Below are 19,925 nucleotides of genomic sequence, written 5' to 3' on the forward strand. Positions count from 1 at the left end.
AGGGTCCGCGCGCTGTTAATCCCGTTTCCCCCTGGAGGACATTATGGGCTTTCTTGCTGACGCATTGGCGCGTGTTAAACCTTCTGCGACCATCGCCGTCACCAACAAGGCACGCGAGCTTAAAGCCGCAGGCCGCGATGTAATCGGTCTCGGAGCTGGCGAGCCGGATTTCGATACCCCGGAAAACATCAAGACAGCCGCCATCAAGGCCATCACCGACGGCAAGACCAAGTACACTGCTGTCGATGGTATTCCGGAGCTGAAGGCGGCCATCGTCGAAAAGTTCAAGCGGGAAAACGGGCTTACTTACGAAACCAGCCAGATCACCGTGGGTACCGGCGGCAAGCAGGTGCTTTACAACGCGCTGATTGCAACGCTGAACCCGGGCGATGAAGTCATCATTCCGACCCCTTACTGGGTAAGCTATCCGGACATGGTGTTGCTCGCAGGCGGTGAACCGGTGATCGTGGAAGCGGACAAGTCGACCTTCAAGATTACACCGGAAGCACTCGATGCGGCGATCACATCGCGCACCAAGTGGCTGATCTTCAACTCTCCGTCCAACCCGTCCGGTGCGGCCTATACGGAAGCTGAACTGAAGGCGCTCTGCGATGTGCTGATGAAGCACCCCCATGTCTGGGTCATGACCGACGACATGTATGAGCACCTCGTCTATGACGACTTCAAGTTCACCACGCCTGCTCAGGTGGAGCCTGCTCTTTACGAGCGCACGCTGACCGTCAACGGTGTGTCGAAGGCCTATGCAATGACCGGCTGGCGTATCGGTTATGCCGGCGGCCCGGCAGACCTGATCAAGGCCATGGCCAAGGTTCAGTCGCAGTCGACCTCCAACCCTTGTTCCATCGCCCAGTGGGCGGCAGTCGAGGCGCTGAACGGCACCCAGGACTTCATCCCGAAGAACAACGAAGTCTTCAAGGGACGCCGGGACCTGGTTGTCTCCATGCTGAACCAGGCCAACGGCATTTCGTGCCCGGTGCCGGAAGGCGCGTTCTACGTGTTCCCGTCCTGCGCCGGTACAATCGGCAAGACGGCCCCGTCCGGCAAGGTGATCGAGAGCGACGAGGACTTCGTCTCCGAGCTTCTGGAAGCTGAAGGTGTCGCGGTCGTTCACGGTTCGGCTTTCGGGCTTGGTCCGAACTTCCGCATTTCCTATGCGACCTCGACCGAAGCTCTGGAAGAAGCCTGCACGCGCATCCAGCGTTTCTGCGGGAACCTGAAATAAGCTTTTCGGACATCGAAAGATTTGCGAAAGGGCGGCCGACGGCCGCCCTTTCCTGTTGTAGGTTGCGTTTTCTGGTTGAGGAATGCGCGGTTTACAGCACAGTTCGAACGCTCTAGCCTTTCCCCGTCAGGTGGAGGTCGAGCGATGGCAAATTCACATCAGAAACAACTGCTTCTTGATCTGTTCGAAAGCCTGCCGTCGATTGTCTTCATTGTGCTCTGGCGACAGACGGGTGATCTGGAGCTTGCAGGCTGGAGTGGTTGCGGTCTTGCGGTTTTCGTTCTTGCCGGCTTTGTGCTGGTCAAGGCGCCCATGCACCCCGTATTTCTCGGTATAAATCTGCATATCCTGCTGGTGACACCGCTTCTGGTCGGCCTGTATCGGTTTGGCGACGGCACTCTGGCATCATTCCTGACAGGCTATTCGTACAGTGCCGTTTTGTTGACCGTGACGCTTACCGGCGGGGTCTTGACCCTGTTCTCACGCGGTGGATTTGCCGGTGTCCCCGACTTGCCCAGATCGACGCAGTACCGACTATCGTTTCTGATGCTTGCCGTATCACTGGCTGGAACGGTCTGGGCGTTCCAGGCGCCGGAAAACAGCCTTCTTCCGGTGATCGTCACCTTGACCCTTCTGATTGCCGGTCGCCGGTTTCTGCTTGCCCGTGTGTCGGACAGGTCGTCGAACGGTGGTGTGCTTGCCCCTGCTCTGGCGGGCAGTGCCGACACTACCGACGGTTACACCTGAACCTTTTGCCATTGCCGCGATTTTGACGTCTTGGCGCGTCATATCAGGGGCGTGATCCGCGCCTTTGCTAAAAGCGGATATTCGCAGCCGAACGGGAGTTCTCTACATGCGTATTTTGAAACCGGTTCTTGCCGCCATGGCCATTGTGTTTGCCATGCCGGCCCTTGCCTCCGAAGACAGCCCAAAGGTTGAAATCGGCAAACTGAGCTGCCTGGTGGAAGGCGAGCACAGTTTCATTGTTGGCTCTTCAGCAACACTCGGATGCAGCTTTTCACCGGTCGACGGCGGAGCGGTGGAAAACTACAAGGGGACCGTCCGCGACTACGGGCTGGATATCGGCAAGACCAAACAGGCCACGCTGGTCTGGGGCGTGCTGGCACCTTCCGCAAACCGGAAGCCGGGCCTTTTGGCAGGCACCTACGGCGGGCTGACCGCCGGGGCAAGTGTTGGTGCGGGCATCAAGGCGAACGCGCTGTTGGGTGGTTTCGACCGATCCATCGCGCTCAACCCTTTCAGCCTGGAAAGCCAGACAGGCACGAACCTGACACTGGGTGTCAGCAAGATGACGCTGGAACTGATCAACTAAGCCTCAGCGGCTGTCACTGTCCTGTTTCTCCGCTTTAGTCGCGGCAGCTTTCGTTCGCGCCGGCACAAGGAGTTTCTTCCTTGTCCGGCCGGGTGTTCTGCCGGTTGATCTGCTCGGTGCGGTTCAAACGCTCCGCACCGTCAATCTGCTGCCGGGTGGAGAAACCGGACTGTTGGCGGTTGAGGTTCTGGTTCAGCTGCTGACCGGCAGAAGGCAGCCGCGGCGAGGTCATCATGGGAGGACTGCGCAGCTGGGTCGATTGCGCATGCGCGGGTATTGCCGACGTGGCAGCAAACAGGGCTGAACAGAGTATCAGGGTTTTGGTCACGCGTGCTCCTTTTGCCCGAGGCCGGTTCAAGTTGGTTACATAGGCCTCCGCGCGTCAATTTCACTATCTGCCAATTCCGGCAGGGCAATGGCACATGGTTGGGAAGGTCTGAAGGCGGGACTTTTTTCAGTCTTCAGCTCAAATTTTCTCCACCGCTTGCCGGTCTGGAGATCTCGGTCGGGAGAGCCTTTATAAGCCTCTGGGATCGGCGGTGTTTTGGATTTTTGTGCACTTTTGGCGAGCTGTCATCGGCCTGGAGACTGAGCCGAGACCAGGGCAAATTGCTGCGCTGCCGCGTAAGATTCCCTTGCGTTGCCGCCGATATCGGCGCGACGATGGCTGACCGCCCCTGGTCGATCGGCCGCAGTTTGGGGCTTGGTGCTGTTGAGTACCGGGCCAAAGGCCTTCGATCCCATCCGGGCGAGACGCGGCAGGCCGCGTCCCCCAGCCGGCCCTGCCGCGTTGTTACGAGGTATCCTCGAACTAACGGGAGGCTCAGCATGGCAATCACTTCAAACGGAAAAGGATCTGCTGCGGGCAGCGCTCCGCGCTGTATCGCCCTAGTGGGTCCGTTCGGCAGCGGCAAGACCAGTCTTCTGGAAGCCTTGCTGGCGCGAACGGACAAGGTGGCCCGGCAAGGATCCGTCGCGAACGGAAATACGGTGGGCGACGCTTCGCCGGAAGCGCGTGCCCACGGCATGAGTGTGGAACTGAACATTGCGGACGCGGAATTCCTGGGAGATCGCTTCGTGTTCGTCGACTGCCCTGGATCCGTGGAGTTCCTGAGCGAAATGGACGGGGCGCTTTCCGGAGTGGATCTGGCTGTTGTGGTGGCGGAGGACGACGAGCGCAAGGTTCCAGCCCTGCAGCTGATCCTGAAAGCCCTTGAAGCCCGCGCCATTCCGCGGGTTTTGTTTTTAAACAAGATCGACAAGAGCACGCGGCGGGTGCGCGATGTCCTGAGCCTGCTGCAACCGGCATCTGCGGTGCCGCTGGTGCTGCGACAGATCCCGATCTGGGAAGACGGCCTGGCGACGGGGTTCATCGATCTCGCGCTGGAGCGGGCGCATGTCTATCACGAGAAGGAGGAAAGCACGCAGATCGACATGTCCGATGCGGACCTCGCACGTGAGCACGAAGCCCGTTTCACCATGCTGGAACACCTGGCCGATCACGACGACGACCTGATGGAGGCGTTGCTCGAGGATATCGCCCCCAATCGCGATCAGGTGTTCGCCGATCTGGTGAACGAAATGCAGGACGGTCTCATCTGCCCGGTTTTCTTCGGCTCCGCAGAACACGGCAACGGTGTCAGCCGGCTGCTCAAGGCCTTGCGCCACGAGGTTCCTGGTGTAGACCTGCTGTCGCGCCGGGTGCTTGGCACGACGTCGCGCGCGATGCTGCAGGTCGTCAAGACGCTGCACACCCAGCACGGCGGCAAGCAGTCGATCGCCCGCGTTCTGGAAGGCGTGGTCTCCGACGGCGATACCCTGTTCCTCAATGGCGACACCGAAATCAAGGTGTCCGGACTGTTTTCTGTCTTCGGCCAGCAGGCGAACAAGATCGCAACGGCCGGCAAGGGCGATCTGGTTGGGCTCGGGAGGCTCGATGATGTCCAGACGGGCGACCTCCTGAGTTTCGAAAACGGAAAGATCGAAAGCCTTCAGGTGCTTGAACGGCGCAATCCTGTTCTGGCGACGGCGATTTCCGCCAAACAGCGCAAGGACGAGGTCCGTCTTTCCGCGGCACTGGCGAAACTGGTTGAAGAGGACCGCTCGCTGATCGTCTCGCAAAACCAGACAACGGCCGAAACGTTGCTTGCAGGGCAGGGCGAAATGCATTTGCGTGTTGCCCAGGAACGGCTTGCCGGAAAATACGGTCTGGATATCGCCGCCAATACACCGCACGTGCCTTATGCCGAGACGATCCGGTCAGGCACCAAGGTTCGTGGCCGTCACAAGAAACAGTCCGGCGGGCATGGTCAGTTCGGCGATGTGGTGATCGAGATATCTCCGCTGCCGCGCGGCGAGGGCGTCCAGTTTTCAGACACGATTACCGGGGGTGTCGTGCCGAAACAATATATCCCGTCCGTGCGTGACGGCGTGTTGGATGCGTTGGGGCAAGGCCCGCTCGGTTTCCCGGTGGTGGATGTGTCCGTCTGTCTGACGGACGGCTCCTATCACTCTGTGGACAGTTCCGACCAGGCCTTCAAGATGGCCGGCATACTTGCAATCCGGGAAGGTCTGCCTGAGTGCAAGCCGGTGCTTCTGGAGCCGATCCACAAGGTGGTGATTGCCTGCCCGAGTGATGCGACCGCGCGGGTGAATGCGATCGTCTCGGCACGACGCGGACAATTGCTTGGCTTCGACGCCCGTCCCGAGTGGAATGGCTGGGATGAGGTGCAGGCGTTGATGCCGGAGGCGGAAATCGGTGACCTGATCATCGAACTGCGTTCGGCGACCGCCGGGGTTGCAAGCTACACCGCCGAGTTCGACCATATGGCGGAACTTTCCGGCAAGGCGGCGGAAATTGCCTTGCAGAGGTTCGGCAGACAGGCCGCGTGAACGGTTGAGCACTGAAAGCGATGACAGAGGGGCCGGTTGGCCCCTCTGTTGTGTTCGCCTTATTAAAGCGCTGTACTGTTGATCACCTTGTTGTTGCGCTCAGTCACCAGGGCGTTATTTGCCATTGAAAGCCGATTCCGGTTTCCTTCGGAACAAACGGGAGACTGACAATGAATATACTGAAGAAACGCAGCTGGGAGCTTCCGGAACGGGAAGCAACACCGGAGGCCGTTTTCATGAACCGCCGGCAGATCCTTGCCGGCCTTGCCGGGGCTGGTGCGCTGTTGGGTACGGGCCTTGGAATTCGCCCGGCCTTTGCGGAAGAAGACCCGAGCGCGGGCCTTTATCCGGTCAAGCGCAATGAGACCCTTACGCTCGACAGGGACGTGACCCCGGAAGAGTTCACGGCGAAATACAACAATTTTTACGAGTTCGGCACGCACAAGCAGATCTGGCCGGCGGCACAGGAACTCAAGATCCGCCCCTGGACCGTCGTGCTGGATGGCATGATCGACAATCCGCAAGAGATCGGCATCGATGACCTTCTGGCCAAGATGCCTTTGGAAGAGCGGCTCTACCGGCATCGATGCGTCGAAGCGTGGTCGATGGCCGTGCCCTGGTCGGGATTCGCGCTTGCCGAGCTGGTGAAGCTGGCCGGGCCGCAGTCCGGCGCAAAATACCTGCGATTTGAAACCTTCCTCGATCCGTCGGTTGCCAGCGGGCAGAAGCAGAGCTGGTATCCTTGGCCCTATGTCGAGGGCCTGACGCTGGAAGAAGCGACCAATGAACTCGCCTTCATCGCTACCGGCGTTTACGACAAGCCGCTTGCCAAGCAATATGGTGCACCGATCCGGCTGGTTGTCCCGTGGAAATACGGCTTCAAGTCGATCAAGTCGATCGTGAAGATCTCCTTCACCGACGAGCGTCCGGTCAGCTTCTGGGAGGAGATCCAGTCTTCTGAATATGGCTTCTGGGCGAACGTGAACCCGTCCGTGCCGCATCGCCGCTGGCCGCAGTCTTCCGAGCGGCTGCTTGGAACGGACGAGCGCCGCAACACGCTTCTCTACAACGGCTATGAGGAGCAGGTGGCCGGCCTCTACAAGGACCTGGGCAACGAACGCCTGTTCATGTGAGGTGAAGTGACATTACGTCATGCTGCGTCGCAGCATGGTCTGGGCAAAAAAAGAGCCGGGTCTTAAAAGACCCGGCAGTTTATTTTGATTCACTGAAAACAGTGGAATCACCTTCCAGAGGGGAACAGCTGGTCGGAACATCACTGGGAGGAGGACGTGATGTCCGTGTGACCAACAGTGATGCTTATATGCAGTGCACAAGCTGCGTAAACAAGAGGCAGGGGCGCAGATCTGCTATGCATTTTACGCAGGGCTTGACTGAATGGTCAAAAATTTGACCAAAACCCCTTTAATTACAACAGATTGAATTAGTCGGTTTTTGCCGGTGGCTTCAAAAAAATTTTTAATTTCGAGTGAAAAAATCGATTGTTTCACCGAAATAAATGCAAATGCTCTCCCCGTGTGCAGTAATTTTGATGCCTAAATGTTGAGCTGATTTGGCGAATGAAACCTGAGTCTGTCCAGTCCTATGCTTTCCCAGGGGGAATGGGGACAATCGGGCCGCTCGGTTGCCGCGGCGCAGGCCGAGTTCCGAGACGTTTTTAGGGGGAGAGTATTTGCAAAAGCCTCTGTATGGCCGCCCGTGCAGGCAAGCAGGGTTGCGTCCCGGTCAAGCCGGGGCTGGTTGAGCCAATCGCATTCGGGCAGATAGACGACAGGAGGGCGGGGTTAGAAAACCCAGCCTTCTGCATTTGCCAGCAGGAACTCGCGGAACGCGGTAACACGCGCGGTGTTCTTCAGTTCCGAAGGGTAGACAAAATAGGTGTCGAAGGAGGGCACCTTGTCGTCCTGATCGGTCATGACAGGCGCCAGGTTCGACGACTTGTCGATGATGTAGTCCGGCAGAATGGCAATGCCCACGCCGGATTGAACGGCACGCTTGATGGCCACGATGTTGTTGGCCTTCAGGACGGACCTGCGCGGGCTTGTCGCGACGCGCCCGGCTGTTTCCAGCCAGTTCATCGAGCGGAGGTAGGCCGGAGCCTGTTCGCCAAAGGTGATCAGCCGGTGCTTGTCGAGGTCGTCGATCGACACAGGTGTTCCGAACCGTTGGAGGTATTCCGGTGCCGCATAGACATGGAAATGCACTGTAAACAGTTTGCGCTGGATCAGGTCCGGCTGGGTTGGCTGGCGCAAGCGGATGGCCACATCCGCTTCGCGCATGCCAAGGTCCAGTTCGTCGTCGTCGAAGATCAGGTGCAGGTCGACATCAGGATAGAGATCGATGAAGCTTCTGATCCGTGAGGTGAGCCAGGTGGAACCAAGGCCCACCGTGGTTGTCACACGCAGGGCTCCGGATGGCTTTTCCTTGCTGTCCGTCAGGCTCGACTGAACCGCTTCCAACTTCATCAGCACGTCGTTGGCAGTCCGGTAGAGCAGTTCGCCCTGTTCGGTCAGCAAGAGGCCGCGGGCGTGCCGGTGAAACAGCGGAACACCCAGATCGTGCTCTAGCGCACTGACCTGCCGGCTGACAGCCGACTGGCTCATATGCAGGGTGTCACCTGCATGCGTGAAACTGCCAGCCTGTGCGGCCGCATGAAAAATGCGCAATTTGTCCCAATCCATGCGTGCCCCTCCGCAGGACAGTCAGGCAGCCTATTCGGCGGCCTGCTTTGTCGACGTCACTTCATGTTCGGCCAGAAACTTCTCGGCTTCAAGGGCTGCCATGCAGCCCATGCCGGCAGCGGTTACTGCCTGCCGATAAATGTCGTCGGTGACATCACCGGCCGCAAAGACGCCCGGGATGGATGTCCTGGTCGAATCCGGGGCAGTTTCCAGGTAGCCGTTGGACTTCAGCGTGAGCTGATCCTTGAAGAGTTCGACCGACGGTGCGTGGCCGATGGCGATGAAGACACCGTCCGTGGAAATTTCCTGGAATTCGCCGGTCGCGGTGTTTTTCAACCGTACGCCGGTAACTGCTTTCGGCATGCCGCCGCCGAGGATCTCATCGACCTGGTGGTCCCAGATGACGTCGATCTTCGGGTGCTGGAACAGGCGGTCCTGCAGGATCTTTTCCGCCCGCAGGCTGTCACGGCGATGAACCAGCGTCACCTTGGAGGCGAGATTGGCGAGATACAGCGCTTCTTCCACGGCGGTGTTGCCGCCGCCGACAACCACAACTTCCTTGTTGCGGTAGAAGAAGCCGTCACAGGTCGCACAGGCGGAAACGCCGGCGCCCATGTAATCCTGTTCCGAGGACAGGCCAAGCCAGCGTGCCTGCGCGCCGGTGGCGATCACCAGGGCGTCCGCCGTGAATACCGTGCCGCTGTCGGCTTCCAGGCGGAACGGGCGCTGGGACAGGTCAGCCTTCACGATGGTGTCGTAAAGGATCTTGGTGCCGACGTTTTCGGCCTGCTTCTGCATCTGTTCCATCAGCCACGGCCCCATGATGGGATCCGCGAAGCCGGGGTAGTTCTCGACATCAGTGGTAATGGTCAGCTGGCCGCCCGGCTGAATACCGGCCACCAGCGTCGGCTCGATCATGGCGCGGGCAGCATATATGGCAGCCGTGTAGCCAGCCGGGCCGGAGCCGATGATCAGAAGTTTGCTGTGTTCCGTGCTCATGGGCGCACCTTTATCCTGTTTTCATGTCCCGGCGTTTGCGTTGCCAGGTTGGCCCATCGGGGCGTTGTTCCGGGTTTGCCGTGCGGCCGAAAAATCGCTCAAGATGCGTTGAGCGATCACCGGCGTGGCATCTATCGGCTCGTAGGTAGTGGTTTTCAGCGGACCTGGAAAGGGGTGAATGACACCCATGCGTCGCAAAGTCCCCAAAAACCGGGTGATCTTGTCGTGACCGCCGCTGGGCTCGAATACATGGACCGGCTTGCCGGTGGCTGTGGCCTCACCGATCATGTTCGTGGAATCGGCAGTGGCGATGATCGCATCTGCCTTGGCGAGATAGAGGCCGTAAGGATTGGGGGCGTCGCCTGTCCAGTAGAGGTGATTTCCCGATTTGGCCAATCCTGCAAGACCATAGGCCAATCCGGCCGGCGTGCGGCGGGAGGCTGTGATCATGAAATGCACATGTGCCGCATGTGCAAGCTCTCGCAGGCCGCTCAAAAGGCGGTTCTGGTCGTCTTCGGAAAACCTGTGGTGCCGGCTGTCCCCGCCGACAAGAACCGCAACACGGGGCCGTGGAAGACCATCTATCTCGGCAACCTGCCGGCTGCGGAGTTCGGCCAGTGTTGCGGCGGAGAACTTGTGTGGGGACGTCGGTGTTACAAGGACGTTCCGTCCGCGCAGCTTGTCATGCTCGGGTACCCAGATGAGATCCGCTGCATCTGGTCCCATGCGCGGGTCTTTCAGGAACACGGTAAAGGTCTTGCCTCCCGAAAGGCGCTTGACCCGGCGCAGATACGGGACCGCCCGGCGGCCGGACGCGATGGCGATATCAGGGTAGGGCGGGGCAATCGGGCTGCCGGGGCGGGTCTCCCGCTCGCGCAGATCGATCGGACCGAAGGGCATCAACCAGGTAAAGGGTGCACGTGGCGCTATGTGGCGTTCTTCAACAGGTGCGCCGAGGGCTTCGGCAACACCGCGGCACTGGGCAACATCGCCCGCCTTTCCATCGGTGAGGATCCAGAGGGAAGAAGGGGCTTTCTCCGGCGAAAAAGGCATGTTTTGGAGAAGTTCCCCTATCGTAATCTTTCGAAATCGTGCGCAATTTTGTTATAGTCTTGCACAAACGCGCAAAAAATCATAACTCGGCACACAAATAGAGGTTAGCTTGGGATTCCGGTATCGGGCAAGGCGACAGTCTTGTGAAAGACCCGAATGCCCACAGCATGGCGCGTCATGCGAAGCGCGAAGGAGACAGGTTTGAAAGCGCGGCTCGATGCCATTGATTGGCAGATCCTGAAGGAATTGCAGGATGACGGACGGATGACCAATGTGGAATTGGCCCGTCGGGTCGGCATATCCGCTCCTCCCTGCCTGCGCCGGGTGCGCGCGCTGGAGGAAGCCGGGCTCATTCTGGGCTACCGGACCCTGCTTGATGAAAAGCAGCTCGGTTACGACGTGACAGCGTTTGCAATGGTCGGGCTGCACAGCCAGACCGAGGCGGATCTGATCGCCTTCGAACAGACGGTTCAGAACTGGCCGCTGGTGCGCGAAAGCTACATGCTTTCAGGTGAGGTCGACTTCCTGCTGAAATGCGTTTCGCCGGATCTGCAGACCTTCCAGAATTTCATCATTCGCGAATTGACCGCTGCGCCCAACGTCGACAGCGTTCGTACGGCGTTGACAATCCGCCGAACAAAGGATGAGCCTGTCGTTCCAATCGATTGAAGTCCGAACCGGCTGCAAGAAGGAACAAGACGCCATGGCTGTGAAACGTGTCGTTGCCAACATCGCATCGCCGGATACCGGCAAGGCGCAAAGCTTCTACGGCGACGTGCTGGGCATGGACCTGGCGATGGATCATGGCTGGATCGTCACCTTTGCAGGCGAACGGGGGGCGGTGGCCCAGGTCAGCATTGCGGCGGAAGGCGGCGCGGGAACCCCCGTGCCCGATTTTTCGGTCGAAGTCGACAACCTTGAAGAAGTGCTGGAAAAAGTGCAGGCAAAAGGCCTCGGCATCGAATACGGCCCGGCAGATGAGCCCTGGGGAGTCAGGCGCTTTTACGTGCGCGACCCTTTTGGCCGCCTGGTGAATATCTTACAGCACGCGTGAGGCGCTGCCTGCCGATCCGGCAGGCAAGGGCGCCAACAAACTCACGAAGCCAGTTTTTTCACTTTTTTCTGGAGACGCCGGATCAGGGAGATGTCCCTGAGAGCGGCGGTGACCAGTGTAAAGGCGACGGTCACCAGCAGGATGGTCGTCAGTGCCGCAACGGGCAGCATCTGGTCATAGTGGTAGCTGTCGAGCGCCTGGTCGACAGGCTCAATGCCGGAATAGAACCTGCTGCGTATCGTGTCGCTGTAGGTCGTTATGCCAAAGTTGCCATACTTCAGATATTGCAGACCGAAGACGACGAAGAAGACGGCAACAGCCAGAGCGATCAGGTAACCAGCCATCCGCACGGCGAACACGAAGGAGCTTTCGTGGCGTTGCGCGACGAGGCGCTTGAACATCAGGCGTTCGCGTGCCGTGAGCCTGGAAAACAGAAACCAGCGGTATATCCATAACGGCACCGACGCGATCAACAACCATACAGCAATCGCGTTAAAGACCATTGCAAATCCTCCGACACTTTCCGGTTGTCAGCTTAACGGCTGTGTCGTGGACGTCAAAGGGAAAGCTCTGCTTTTGCTGCGACTTAAGGACAGTCGCAGAACGCGCGTACGTTGCCGGGGAGCTGTGCCAGGCAGGTCCGGGTTCAAAGGGAACCCGGACATTGAAACGGCCAGGGGCAATTTTCAGGCCTGCTAAGACCGGGGACGGTCCCTGCAAAGAGAGGCCAGACCGGGAAGGCTCAACACTGAAAGGCTGGGGTCAGACGAAGCGTACGTCCACGATCTCGTAAGACCGGGCACCGCCAGGGGCAGCAACTTCGACACTGTCGCCGATGGACTTGCCAATCAGGGCGCGGGCGATCGGAGAAGAAATAGAGACCTTGTTCTGCTTCACGTCGGATTCGACGTCGCCAACGATCATGTATTTCTTTTCTTCTTCGGTGTCCTCGTCGATGAGGGTGACGGTCGCGCCGAATTTGACGATGTCGCCGGACAGCTTGGTCACATCAATGATTTCAGCGCGGGACAGCTTGTCTTCCAGTTCCGAAATACGGCCTTCGTTCAGGCTCTGGGCTTCTTTAGCCGCATGGTATTCCGCATTTTCCGACAGGTCGCCATGCGCGCGTGCTTCAGCAATCGCCTCGACGATGCGCGGGCGCTCTACCGCGGTACGTTCCTTCAGCTCGTCCTGGAGCATCTTGTACCCGGCGGAGGTCATCGGAACTTTTTCCATTGGTCTCAGACCTTCAGCTTATTGGGTCCCCCTAATCTCGAGGACCGCGCTTTGACAAAAACAAACCAAGCCGGGAAAGGCGCGCTTTCCCGGCCGGTCACGAGTATAATAGCCTTAGCCGAAGTAGGATTGTAAAGGTCTTACTTCAAGGCTCCCAGCTTTATGGGCGGCAATGCCTTTCGCGGCAGCCACTGATCCTGCAAGGGTCGTGTAATACGGTACCTTGTTCAGAAGAGCCGCCCGGCGCATCGACCGGCTGTCGGAGATGGCCTGTGCGCCTTCGGTCGTATTGAAGACGAGCTGGACCTCACCGTTCTTGATAGCATCAACGATATGAGGGCGGCCTTCAAGAACCTTGTTGATCTTCTTCACCGCAATCCCCTTGTCCTCGAGGAACTTCTGGGTGCCGCCGGTGGCGATGATCGTGAAACCGCCGGCTTCCAGGCTGCGGACGGCGTCAAGCACGCCGGCCTTGTCTTCGTCGCGCATGGAAACGAAGACGGTGCCCTTGTCCGGAACCCCTGTGCCGCAGCCGATCTGGGACTTGGCAAAGGCCTTGCCGAAGGCAGTGTCGAGGCCCATGACTTCGCCAGTCGAGCGCATTTCCGGTCCGAGGATCGTGTCGACGCCGGGGAAGCGGGCGAACGGGAAGACAGCTTCCTTGACCGCGATATGGTCGAGTTTCTTCTCGCTGAGGCCGAAGGAAGCCAGGCTTTCTCCTGCCATGATGCGGCTGGCGATCTTGGCGACCGGCGCACCGATCGTCTTGGCGACGAAGGGCACGGTGCGCGATGCGCGCGGGTTGACTTCCAGAACGAAGATCTCGCCGTTCTTGATGGCGTATTGCACGTTCATCAGGCCGCCGACTTCCAGTGCCAGAGCCAACGCCGTGGTCTGGCGCTTGAGTTCTTCAAGCATCTCTTCGCCGAGCGAGAACGGCGGCAGGGAGCAGGCGCTGTCGCCGGAATGGATGCCGGCTTCCTCGATGTGCTCCATGATGCCGCAGACGAACACGTCCTTGCCGTCGCAAAGGGCATCGACATCCACCTCGATCGCGCCGTCGAGATAGCGGTCGAACAGCAGCGGGTTGGTGCCCAGCACGGTGTTGATCTGGCCGGTCTTGTCGTTCGGGTACTTGGCCCGCACTTCCGCCGGGACCAGCTCCGGCAGGGTGCCGAGCAGATAGGAGTTGAGAGCTTCCTCGTCGCGAATGATCTGCATGGCACGGCCACCCAGGACATAGGACGGGCGGACCACCAGAGGCAGGCCGAGCTGACCGGCGATGAGGCGACCCTGTTCGACGGAATAGGCGATGCCGTTTTCCGGCTGCTTCATGTCGAGCTTGATCAGAAGCTTCTGGAACCGGTCACGGTCTTCGGCAAGATCGATCATGTCCGGTGAAGTGCCGAGGATCGGCACGTCCGCCTTGACCAGGGCCTGCGCCAGCTTGAGCGGGGTCTGGCCGCCGAACTGGACGATGACGCCGTGCAGCGTGCCGTTCTCCTGCTCCTTGCGCATGATCTCCAGCACGTCTTCAGCGGTCAGCGGCTCGAAGTAGAGGCGGTCGGACGTGTCGTAATCGGTGGAGACGGTTTCCGGGTTGCAGTTGACCATGATGGTCTCGTAGCCCGCGTCTTCCAGCGCGAAGGCGGCATGACAGCAGCAATAGTCGAACTCGATACCCTGGCCGATGCGGTTCGGACCGCCACCCAGAATGACCACCTTCTTCCGGTCGGACGGGTTCGCCTCGCACGCGGGCTGCCCCATGAAGGGAGCCTCGTAGGTGGAATACATATAGGCAGTCGGGGAGGCGAACTCGGCAGCGCAGGTGTCGATGCGCTTGTAGACCGGGTGCACGTCCAGCTGCTTGCGGAGCTTGGCAACGTCCGATGCATCGAGATCGGCAAGGCTTGCCAGGCGCGCGTCGGAAAAGCCCATGGCCTTCAGTTTGCGCAAGTTCGCGGCATCTTTCGGCAGGCCGAGCTTGCGGACCTTCGCTTCCATTTCTAGGATGGCTTCGATCTGCTCCAGGAACCAGGGATTGATGCCGCTGGCCTCGTAGATTTCCTCGACCGTCATGCCAAGGCGCATGGCCTGGGCGACGTTGAGAAGCCGGGTCGGTGTCGGTGTCGAGACGGCAGCGCGCAGGGCGTTGCGGTCGTCGCCCTGATCAAGGCCCGGGATTTCGGTTTCATCAAAGCCGTTCAGGCCCGTTTCCAGACCACGCAATGCCTTCTGCAGGCTTTCGTTGAAGGTCCGGCCAATGGCCATCACTTCGCCGACCGACTTCATGGCAGTGGTCAGGGTTGCTTCGGAGCCCGGAAATTTTTCGAAGGCGAAACGCGGGATCTTGGTGACCACGTAATCGATGGTCGGTTCGAACGATGCCGGGGTCGCGCCGCCGGTGATGTCGTTCTCCAGCTCGTCCAGCGTGTAGCCGACAGCAAGCTTGGCCGCGATCTTGGCAATCGGGAAGCCGGTTGCCTTGGAGGCCAGGGCGGAAGACCGCGACACGCGCGGGTTCATTTCGATGACGACCAGGCGGCCATTGTCCGGATTGACCGCGAACTGCACGTTCGATCCGCCGGTTTCCACGCCGATCTCGCGCAGCACCGCAATCGAGGCGTCGCGCATGATCTGGTATTCCTTGTCGGTCAGCGTCAGGGCCGGCGCGACAGTGATGGAATCACCGGTATGCACGCCCATCGGATCGACGTTCTCGATGGAGCAGATGATGATGCAGTTGTCCGCCGTGTCGCGGACCACTTCCATTTCATATTCCTTCCAGCCGAGCAGGCTCTCGTCGATCAGGACCTGACCGACCGGAGATGCGTCGATGCCGGAGCGGACGATGGTTTCGAATTCTTCCCGGTTATAGGCAACGCCACCGCCGGTGCCACCCAAAGTGAAGGCGGGACGGATGATGGCCGGCAGGCCGATCTCGTCGATGGCGCGCATGGCTTCAAGATAGCCTGCATTGCGGTCGTAACCGACGATCCGGCCGTTCTCGTCGTGAATTGCCGGGGAGGAGGCAATGGCCGCGCGCGGGTTTTCCAGGCCGATGACGTCCATCGCAGCCCGGAATTTTTCGCGGTCTTCAGCCTTTTCGATGACATCGGCGCGGGCGCCGATCATCTCCACGCCGTATTTTTCCAGAACACCCATCTGTTCCAGATCGAGTGCGCAGTTCAGCGCGGTCTGGCCGCCCATCGTCGGCAGAAGCGCGTCCGGGCGTTCCTTCTCGATGATCTTGGCCACCAGCTCGGGAGTGATCGGCTCGATGTAGGTCGCGTCAGCCAGGTCCGGGTCGGTCATGATCGTCGCCGGGTTCGAGTTGACCAGGATGATGCGATACCCTTCCTCGCGCAGCGCCTTGCAGGCCTGGGTGCCCGAATAATCGAATTCACATGCCTGGCCGATGACAATCGGACCGGCACCAATAATCAGGATGGAAGAGATATCTGTGCGTTTTGGCATCTCGGCTCGCAGCTCGCAGCGGCCTTTCCGGACAGCGGGCTCGCTATTCGGTCTGGCTCGGACATGAGGGTATGACTATGTTGGCTGAGCGCGTCTTATAGGGAAAAGCTGCGCAGGAGGGAACCCCGCCAGGGCGTGAAAGTCGACCTTTTGCGAGCTAAAATCACGACTTTATTCCGGCTTGGCAATTTCGGCGGGTAACGGGATCGTTGTCTGGCCGTCAAAGTCGCCGATCCCTTCCGACAATGCATAGCAGGCAAGGCGGATGGATTTGGGAATTTCAACGGGTCGCCCGTCGCGATTTCCCTTTTCGTAATACTGGATCATGCGCTTCTTCAGGCCCAGACGGTCTGCCGCATCCTTCTGCTTGAGCCCGAGTGCTCGCCGCCAATGGCGGAACTGCTGCGGGGTCATGCCGGGCATGGTGTCTTTGGATTTTGAATCGGCCATTTCGTCTTATTCCAGAATACCTTGGTTGCGGGCATCCCCTTGCGGGTTCGCTCGTCCGGTACTTCTGACAAAAATAACCTTGCTCATCGCTTGTCAATCGAGAAGTGCACAATGTGCTCTTTTGCGTCGATGGAGGTGGTTGAATTTGATGGTAAAATTGACCGTGTGGACAAAAAATTGATATACTTGTTCGGTGCCGTAACGGTTGGTCAAATAAGTGATAAGCTTAGATTTTTCCTTATCTTTTCATGAGGAGTAAGGCGGAATTGATATTCGCGCATAGCGGGTATTGTTGCGTATGTAGCGTTCATTTTCGTCTCGCGGATCACGATTCGTGAACTTTTTTGCCTACATAGTATCTAAGGCAAATTCACTAATTGTAATAATCCTCAGGGTTAGGAGTAAGCGAACTAAGTAATTTTCCCTTGGTCGTTGCCGTGAGGTAAAGAAAATTTATTGTGGATTTATATATTCAAGAAAAGTCTAGTTCTTATATTCAGATTATCGATAATTAATATTTGTTCGCGTTTTGGCTAAAGTGCCCCTGAATAAACATTCGTAGTTGCGTGTCCTTTCTCGTAGGTTTTTAGTTTTAGTTTTCGCATAACTGAAACTTCCGTAAAAACTGGGCAATATTCCTAAATTTGGCGTAGATTTTAACTGTCGATCCGGTGTATTAGACTACTGCTTAGTCTCCTATGAGTTTGGCGTTGGGAGCTTCTGAAGCGAAGAGCATTGCGCTTCAAGCTGCGGGGGCTGTAATTGCGGTGCTAGTGGGACCTGATGAACCGGAGGTGGGACCGGCGAGTCGGGAGCGCAGCAAGACCCAGCCAGACTTGGAACAAAAAAGACAAGATCGGGCTTAAAAGTATGAACAATGTAGCAACCAAGATGGTCGTGGTGCCGGATATTGCCGGGCCAGGACAAGAAGTGATGCTTGACGATCGCGCTCTCGCGATCTCGGAAATGTCCGAGCGGTTCGACGTAACCCTCAGGACGCTTCGTTTCTACGAAGAAAAGGGTCTTCTCAATCCGGTTCGCAAGGGCGCACGCCGTTTCTACGGTCCTCGTGACGTTTCGCGGATGCGGGTAATCCTGCAGGCCAAGAAGATCGGCCTCACGCTTGCCGAAATCCGCCGGGTGATCAAGCTGGTGGAAGGCAACGGCAAACGGGAAGACCAGTTCAAGGAACTTCAGGAAATCTGCCTTGCGCAACAGGAAATCCTGGTGGAGCAGAAGCAGATGCTTGACGAGCAGATCGCAGAAGTCGGTCAGATCCTGACGGCATTTGACGAACTGATCGGATAAAGCTTCCGGCATCAGTTATCAAAAAACCCCGGCGTGCACTGCACGCCGGGGTTTTTTATTTGAGACAATGCTGCATTCCGGTGGCGAAGTGGCGTTGGCCGGCTGGTTCGTCGGCCAAACGCTTGTCTGCATTTCCCGGGGCCTGAGTAGGTCAGGCTGCCGATTTCGCGCTTTCCATCAGGTCGGTGAACCGCTTGAACAGGTAGTGGCTGTCACGCGGGCCGGGGGATGCTTCCGGGTGATACTGGACGGAAAACACGGGTTTGTCCTTCATCGCCAGACCACAGTTGGATCCGTCGAACAGGGACACATGGGTCTGCTGAACGTTGTCCGGCAGACTGTCCGCATCCACCGCGAAACCATGGTTCATCGACGTGATTTCAACCTTGCCGGTGGTATGGTCGAATACCGGATGATTGGCGCCATGGTGTCCCTGGTGCATCTTGAGGGTCTTGCCGCCAAGCGCCAGTGCGAGCATCTGGTGGCCAAGGCAGATCCCGAACGTGGGAACGCCCGCATCGACAATCTTTCTGATCATCGGTACTGCGTAGTCGCCCGTTGCGGCCGGATCACCGGGGCCGTTTGACAGGAACACGCCATCGGGCGCTTGCGCCAGAACGTCATCCGCCGTCGCGGTCGCGGGGAGAACCGTGACCTCGCAGCCGGCGTCAGCCAGAAGGCGCAGGATGTTGCGCTTGATGCCGTAGTCGATGGCAACGACCTTGAACTTGCCGGCCTTTGCCTCGCCGTAGCCCTCGTCCCATTTCCAGGTCGTCTGGTGCCACTGGTGCGACTGGGTGGTGGAAGCGTCCTTGGCAAGGTCCATACCCACCAGGCCGGGCCAGTTTCTGGCGGCCGTTTTCAGGGCATCGACATCGAATTTGCCGTCCGGCGAATGGGCGATCACGCCGTTGGGCACGCCTTTTTCCCGGATCAGTGCGGTCAGCGCGCGGGTGTCGATGCCGCTGATGCCGATCAGGTTGCGGCTCTTCAGCCACGCATCGAGATGTTTTGCCGCCCTGTAGTTGGCCGGATCGGTGATGGCGGCTGCCAGCACAACGCCGCGGATGCCGCTGTCTGCGGCCATGTTGACCGTCTCGATGTCTTCATCGTTGGTGCCGACATTGCCAATATGCGGAAATGTGAAGGTGATGATCTGACCGGAATAGGATGGGTCAGTCAGGATCTCCTGGTAACCGGTCATTGCCGTATTAAAGCAAATCTCACCAACGGCTTGGCCGGTTGCGCCGAGGCCCTGTCCCTCGATTACACTGCCGTCGGAGAGCACAAGCAAGGCGGTCGCCGGGGTCTCGGACCATGCGTCTGCAGTCGTCATGTCTTGTTTCCAGATCTTGTTGGTGACATCATGCGCTGCAGGAAGGGCGTCTGCGGCGGGCTGGAAAGCCCGCAAAAGGCCGCCTGCATTAAGCGCGGGACTCTATGGGAAGCGGCTTGGATCGTCAATATTGATCCTCTGAAAAAAGATCTTTAAAATTCAATGGCTTGGCTGAGAAAATGGAATGGCGCCCCTGAGCGCCGGGCCTCAGCGCGGCAGGGGTGGGGTGAACCATGCGCGATGTGATGCGCGAAAGAATCAACGCTGCCCTGAAAGCGGCACAGGACGAAGGCGACAAGCGCAGGTGCGCCACGTTGCGTCTGGTGCAGACCGCTGTGAAGGACCGTGAGGCTGCTGCCCGTGAAAACGGCAAGGACGGCGTCAACGAAACCGAAGTGATTGAGATCCTTCAAAAAATGATCCGTCAGCGGGAAACTTCCGCGGAAGAGTTCGAAAGCAGCGGACAGCTCGACCTGGCCGAGCAGGAGCGCGAAGAGCAGGAAATCATCCGTGAATTTCTGCCCGTTCAGCTCAGCGACGAGGAAATGCAGAAGATCTGCGAAGAGACGGTCAAGGATATCGACGCGCATGGTCTGCGTGACATCGGCCGCTGCATGAACGAACTGAAGAGCCGTTATCCCGGGAAAATGGACTTCGTGCAGGCGTCCTGCCTGGTGAAGGACATGTTGCGCGCTGACGGTGGTGAACAGGGCAGCACCGGGACTGGTAAACAGGACTGAGCCGCTGTTGCAGCCGGTGAGGCTGATGCAAAAATCTTCCAGAAGCCGGGCATGAGGCCCGGCACCACTGGAAACGACCTTCAAGACATTCTATTTTGGCGGACT

The 19,925-nt window shown here is 58.6% G+C and carries 18 protein-coding genes; 9 read left to right on the forward strand and 9 right to left on the reverse strand.

Translation table 11 applies throughout. The features are described 5' to 3' along the window. The first annotated feature begins 43 nt into the window (after window positions 1-43). The 3 genes from B0E33_RS19940 (at window position 44) to B0E33_RS19950 (ending at window position 2,576) form a co-directional block, all read left to right on the forward strand. Window positions 44-1,243 carry a pyridoxal phosphate-dependent aminotransferase gene (locus B0E33_RS19940; protein WP_022997972.1) on the forward strand — a complete coding sequence of 400 codons (1,200 nt, stop codon included), beginning with the start codon at window positions 44-46 and terminating at the stop codon, window positions 1,241-1,243. A gap of 144 nt (window positions 1,244-1,387) precedes the next feature. Beyond that, window positions 1,388-1,990 carry a hypothetical protein gene (locus B0E33_RS19945; RefSeq protein WP_077292191.1) on the forward strand — a complete coding sequence of 201 codons (603 nt, stop codon included), beginning with the start codon at window positions 1,388-1,390 and terminating at the stop codon, window positions 1,988-1,990. A 106-nt stretch (window positions 1,991-2,096) separates the two neighbouring features. Continuing rightward, the gene (locus B0E33_RS19950; RefSeq protein WP_062487785.1) at window positions 2,097-2,576 is read left to right on the forward strand and encodes a DUF992 domain-containing protein; all 480 of its coding nucleotides are present in this window, start codon (window positions 2,097-2,099) and stop codon (window positions 2,574-2,576) included. A 34-nt stretch (window positions 2,577-2,610) separates the two neighbouring features. Here B0E33_RS19950 and B0E33_RS19955 read toward each other — a convergent pair whose 3' ends face one another. Next, a complete protein-coding gene (locus B0E33_RS19955) occupies window positions 2,611-2,904 on the reverse strand; it encodes a hypothetical protein (protein WP_077292192.1) in 294 nt (97 codons plus the stop codon). Window positions 2,905-3,404: 500 nt separating this feature from the next. Here B0E33_RS19955 and B0E33_RS19960 point away from each other — a divergent pair, with 500 nt between their 5' ends. Then, entirely contained in the window at window positions 3,405-5,468 is a 2,064-nt protein-coding gene (locus tag B0E33_RS19960; RefSeq protein WP_077292193.1) for an elongation factor G, read from the forward strand. Window positions 5,469-5,638: 170 nt separating this feature from the next. Next, the gene (gene msrP / locus B0E33_RS19965; protein ID WP_077292194.1) at window positions 5,639-6,601 is read left to right on the forward strand and encodes a protein-methionine-sulfoxide reductase catalytic subunit MsrP; all 963 of its coding nucleotides are present in this window, start codon (window positions 5,639-5,641) and stop codon (window positions 6,599-6,601) included. A gap of 669 nt (window positions 6,602-7,270) precedes the next feature. Here msrP and B0E33_RS19970 read toward each other — a convergent pair. From B0E33_RS19970 to B0E33_RS19980, 3 genes are read right to left on the reverse strand one after another with little or no spacing between them, the layout of a single operon-like run. Beyond that, window positions 7,271-8,167 carry a LysR family transcriptional regulator gene (locus B0E33_RS19970; RefSeq protein WP_022997966.1) on the reverse strand — a complete coding sequence of 299 codons (897 nt, stop codon included), beginning with the start codon at window positions 8,165-8,167 and terminating at the stop codon, window positions 7,271-7,273. A gap of 30 nt (window positions 8,168-8,197) precedes the next feature. Beyond that, window positions 8,198-9,166, reverse strand: coding sequence for a thioredoxin-disulfide reductase (gene trxB / locus B0E33_RS19975; protein WP_022997965.1), 969 nt, complete (start codon window positions 9,164-9,166; stop codon window positions 8,198-8,200). Between the two features lie 21 nt (window positions 9,167-9,187). Next, window positions 9,188-10,219 carry a mitochondrial fission ELM1 family protein gene (locus tag B0E33_RS19980; protein WP_077292195.1) on the reverse strand — a complete coding sequence of 344 codons (1,032 nt, stop codon included), beginning with the start codon at window positions 10,217-10,219 and terminating at the stop codon, window positions 9,188-9,190. A 201-nt stretch (window positions 10,220-10,420) separates the two neighbouring features. Here B0E33_RS19980 and B0E33_RS19985 point away from each other — a divergent pair, with 201 nt between their 5' ends. Continuing rightward, window positions 10,421-10,888 (forward strand): Lrp/AsnC family transcriptional regulator, encoded by a 468-nt coding sequence (locus tag B0E33_RS19985; RefSeq protein ID WP_031268195.1) that lies wholly within the window; start codon window positions 10,421-10,423, stop codon window positions 10,886-10,888. Between the two features lie 34 nt (window positions 10,889-10,922). Beyond that, window positions 10,923-11,273 (forward strand): VOC family protein, encoded by a 351-nt coding sequence (locus B0E33_RS19990; protein WP_077293484.1) that lies wholly within the window; start codon window positions 10,923-10,925, stop codon window positions 11,271-11,273. A gap of 41 nt (window positions 11,274-11,314) precedes the next feature. Here B0E33_RS19990 and B0E33_RS19995 read toward each other — a convergent pair whose 3' ends face one another. The 4 genes from B0E33_RS19995 to B0E33_RS20010 all read right to left on the reverse strand — a co-directional run bounded on the left by B0E33_RS19995 (window position 11,315) and on the right by B0E33_RS20010 (window position 16,436). Then, complete coding sequence (locus tag B0E33_RS19995) at window positions 11,315-11,776, reverse strand: hypothetical protein (protein ID WP_022997961.1); 462 nt, start codon at window positions 11,774-11,776, stop codon at window positions 11,315-11,317. Between the two features lie 259 nt (window positions 11,777-12,035). After that, a complete protein-coding gene (gene greA / locus B0E33_RS20000) occupies window positions 12,036-12,509 on the reverse strand; it encodes a transcription elongation factor GreA (RefSeq protein WP_022997960.1) in 474 nt (157 codons plus the stop codon). Between the two features lie 114 nt (window positions 12,510-12,623). Beyond that, window positions 12,624-15,986 (reverse strand): carbamoyl-phosphate synthase large subunit, encoded by a 3,363-nt coding sequence (carB, locus tag B0E33_RS20005; RefSeq protein WP_062487795.1) that lies wholly within the window; start codon window positions 15,984-15,986, stop codon window positions 12,624-12,626. A 171-nt stretch (window positions 15,987-16,157) separates the two neighbouring features. Beyond that, on the reverse strand, window positions 16,158-16,436 hold the full coding sequence (locus B0E33_RS20010) for a helix-turn-helix domain-containing protein (protein ID WP_022997958.1): 279 nt from the start codon (window positions 16,434-16,436) through the stop codon (window positions 16,158-16,160). A gap of 870 nt (window positions 16,437-17,306) precedes the next feature. Here B0E33_RS20010 and B0E33_RS20015 point away from each other — a divergent pair. Further along, window positions 17,307-17,744 (forward strand): MerR family transcriptional regulator, encoded by a 438-nt coding sequence (locus B0E33_RS20015; protein ID WP_022997956.1) that lies wholly within the window; start codon window positions 17,307-17,309, stop codon window positions 17,742-17,744. Window positions 17,745-17,895: 151 nt separating this feature from the next. Here B0E33_RS20015 and carA read toward each other — a convergent pair whose 3' ends face one another. Continuing rightward, window positions 17,896-19,080, reverse strand: coding sequence for a glutamine-hydrolyzing carbamoyl-phosphate synthase small subunit (carA, locus tag B0E33_RS20020; protein WP_031268189.1), 1,185 nt, complete (start codon window positions 19,078-19,080; stop codon window positions 17,896-17,898). Window positions 19,081-19,325: 245 nt separating this feature from the next. Between carA and B0E33_RS20025 the strand changes: the two genes are divergently transcribed. Further along, window positions 19,326-19,820 (forward strand): GatB/YqeY domain-containing protein, encoded by a 495-nt coding sequence (locus B0E33_RS20025; protein WP_051990208.1) that lies wholly within the window; start codon window positions 19,326-19,328, stop codon window positions 19,818-19,820. Window positions 19,821-19,925 lie beyond the last annotated feature (105 nt).

The sequence above is a fragment of the Roseibium algicola genome (assembly GCF_001999245.1).
Classification (GTDB): Bacteria; Pseudomonadota; Alphaproteobacteria; order Rhizobiales; family Stappiaceae; genus Roseibium; species Roseibium algicola.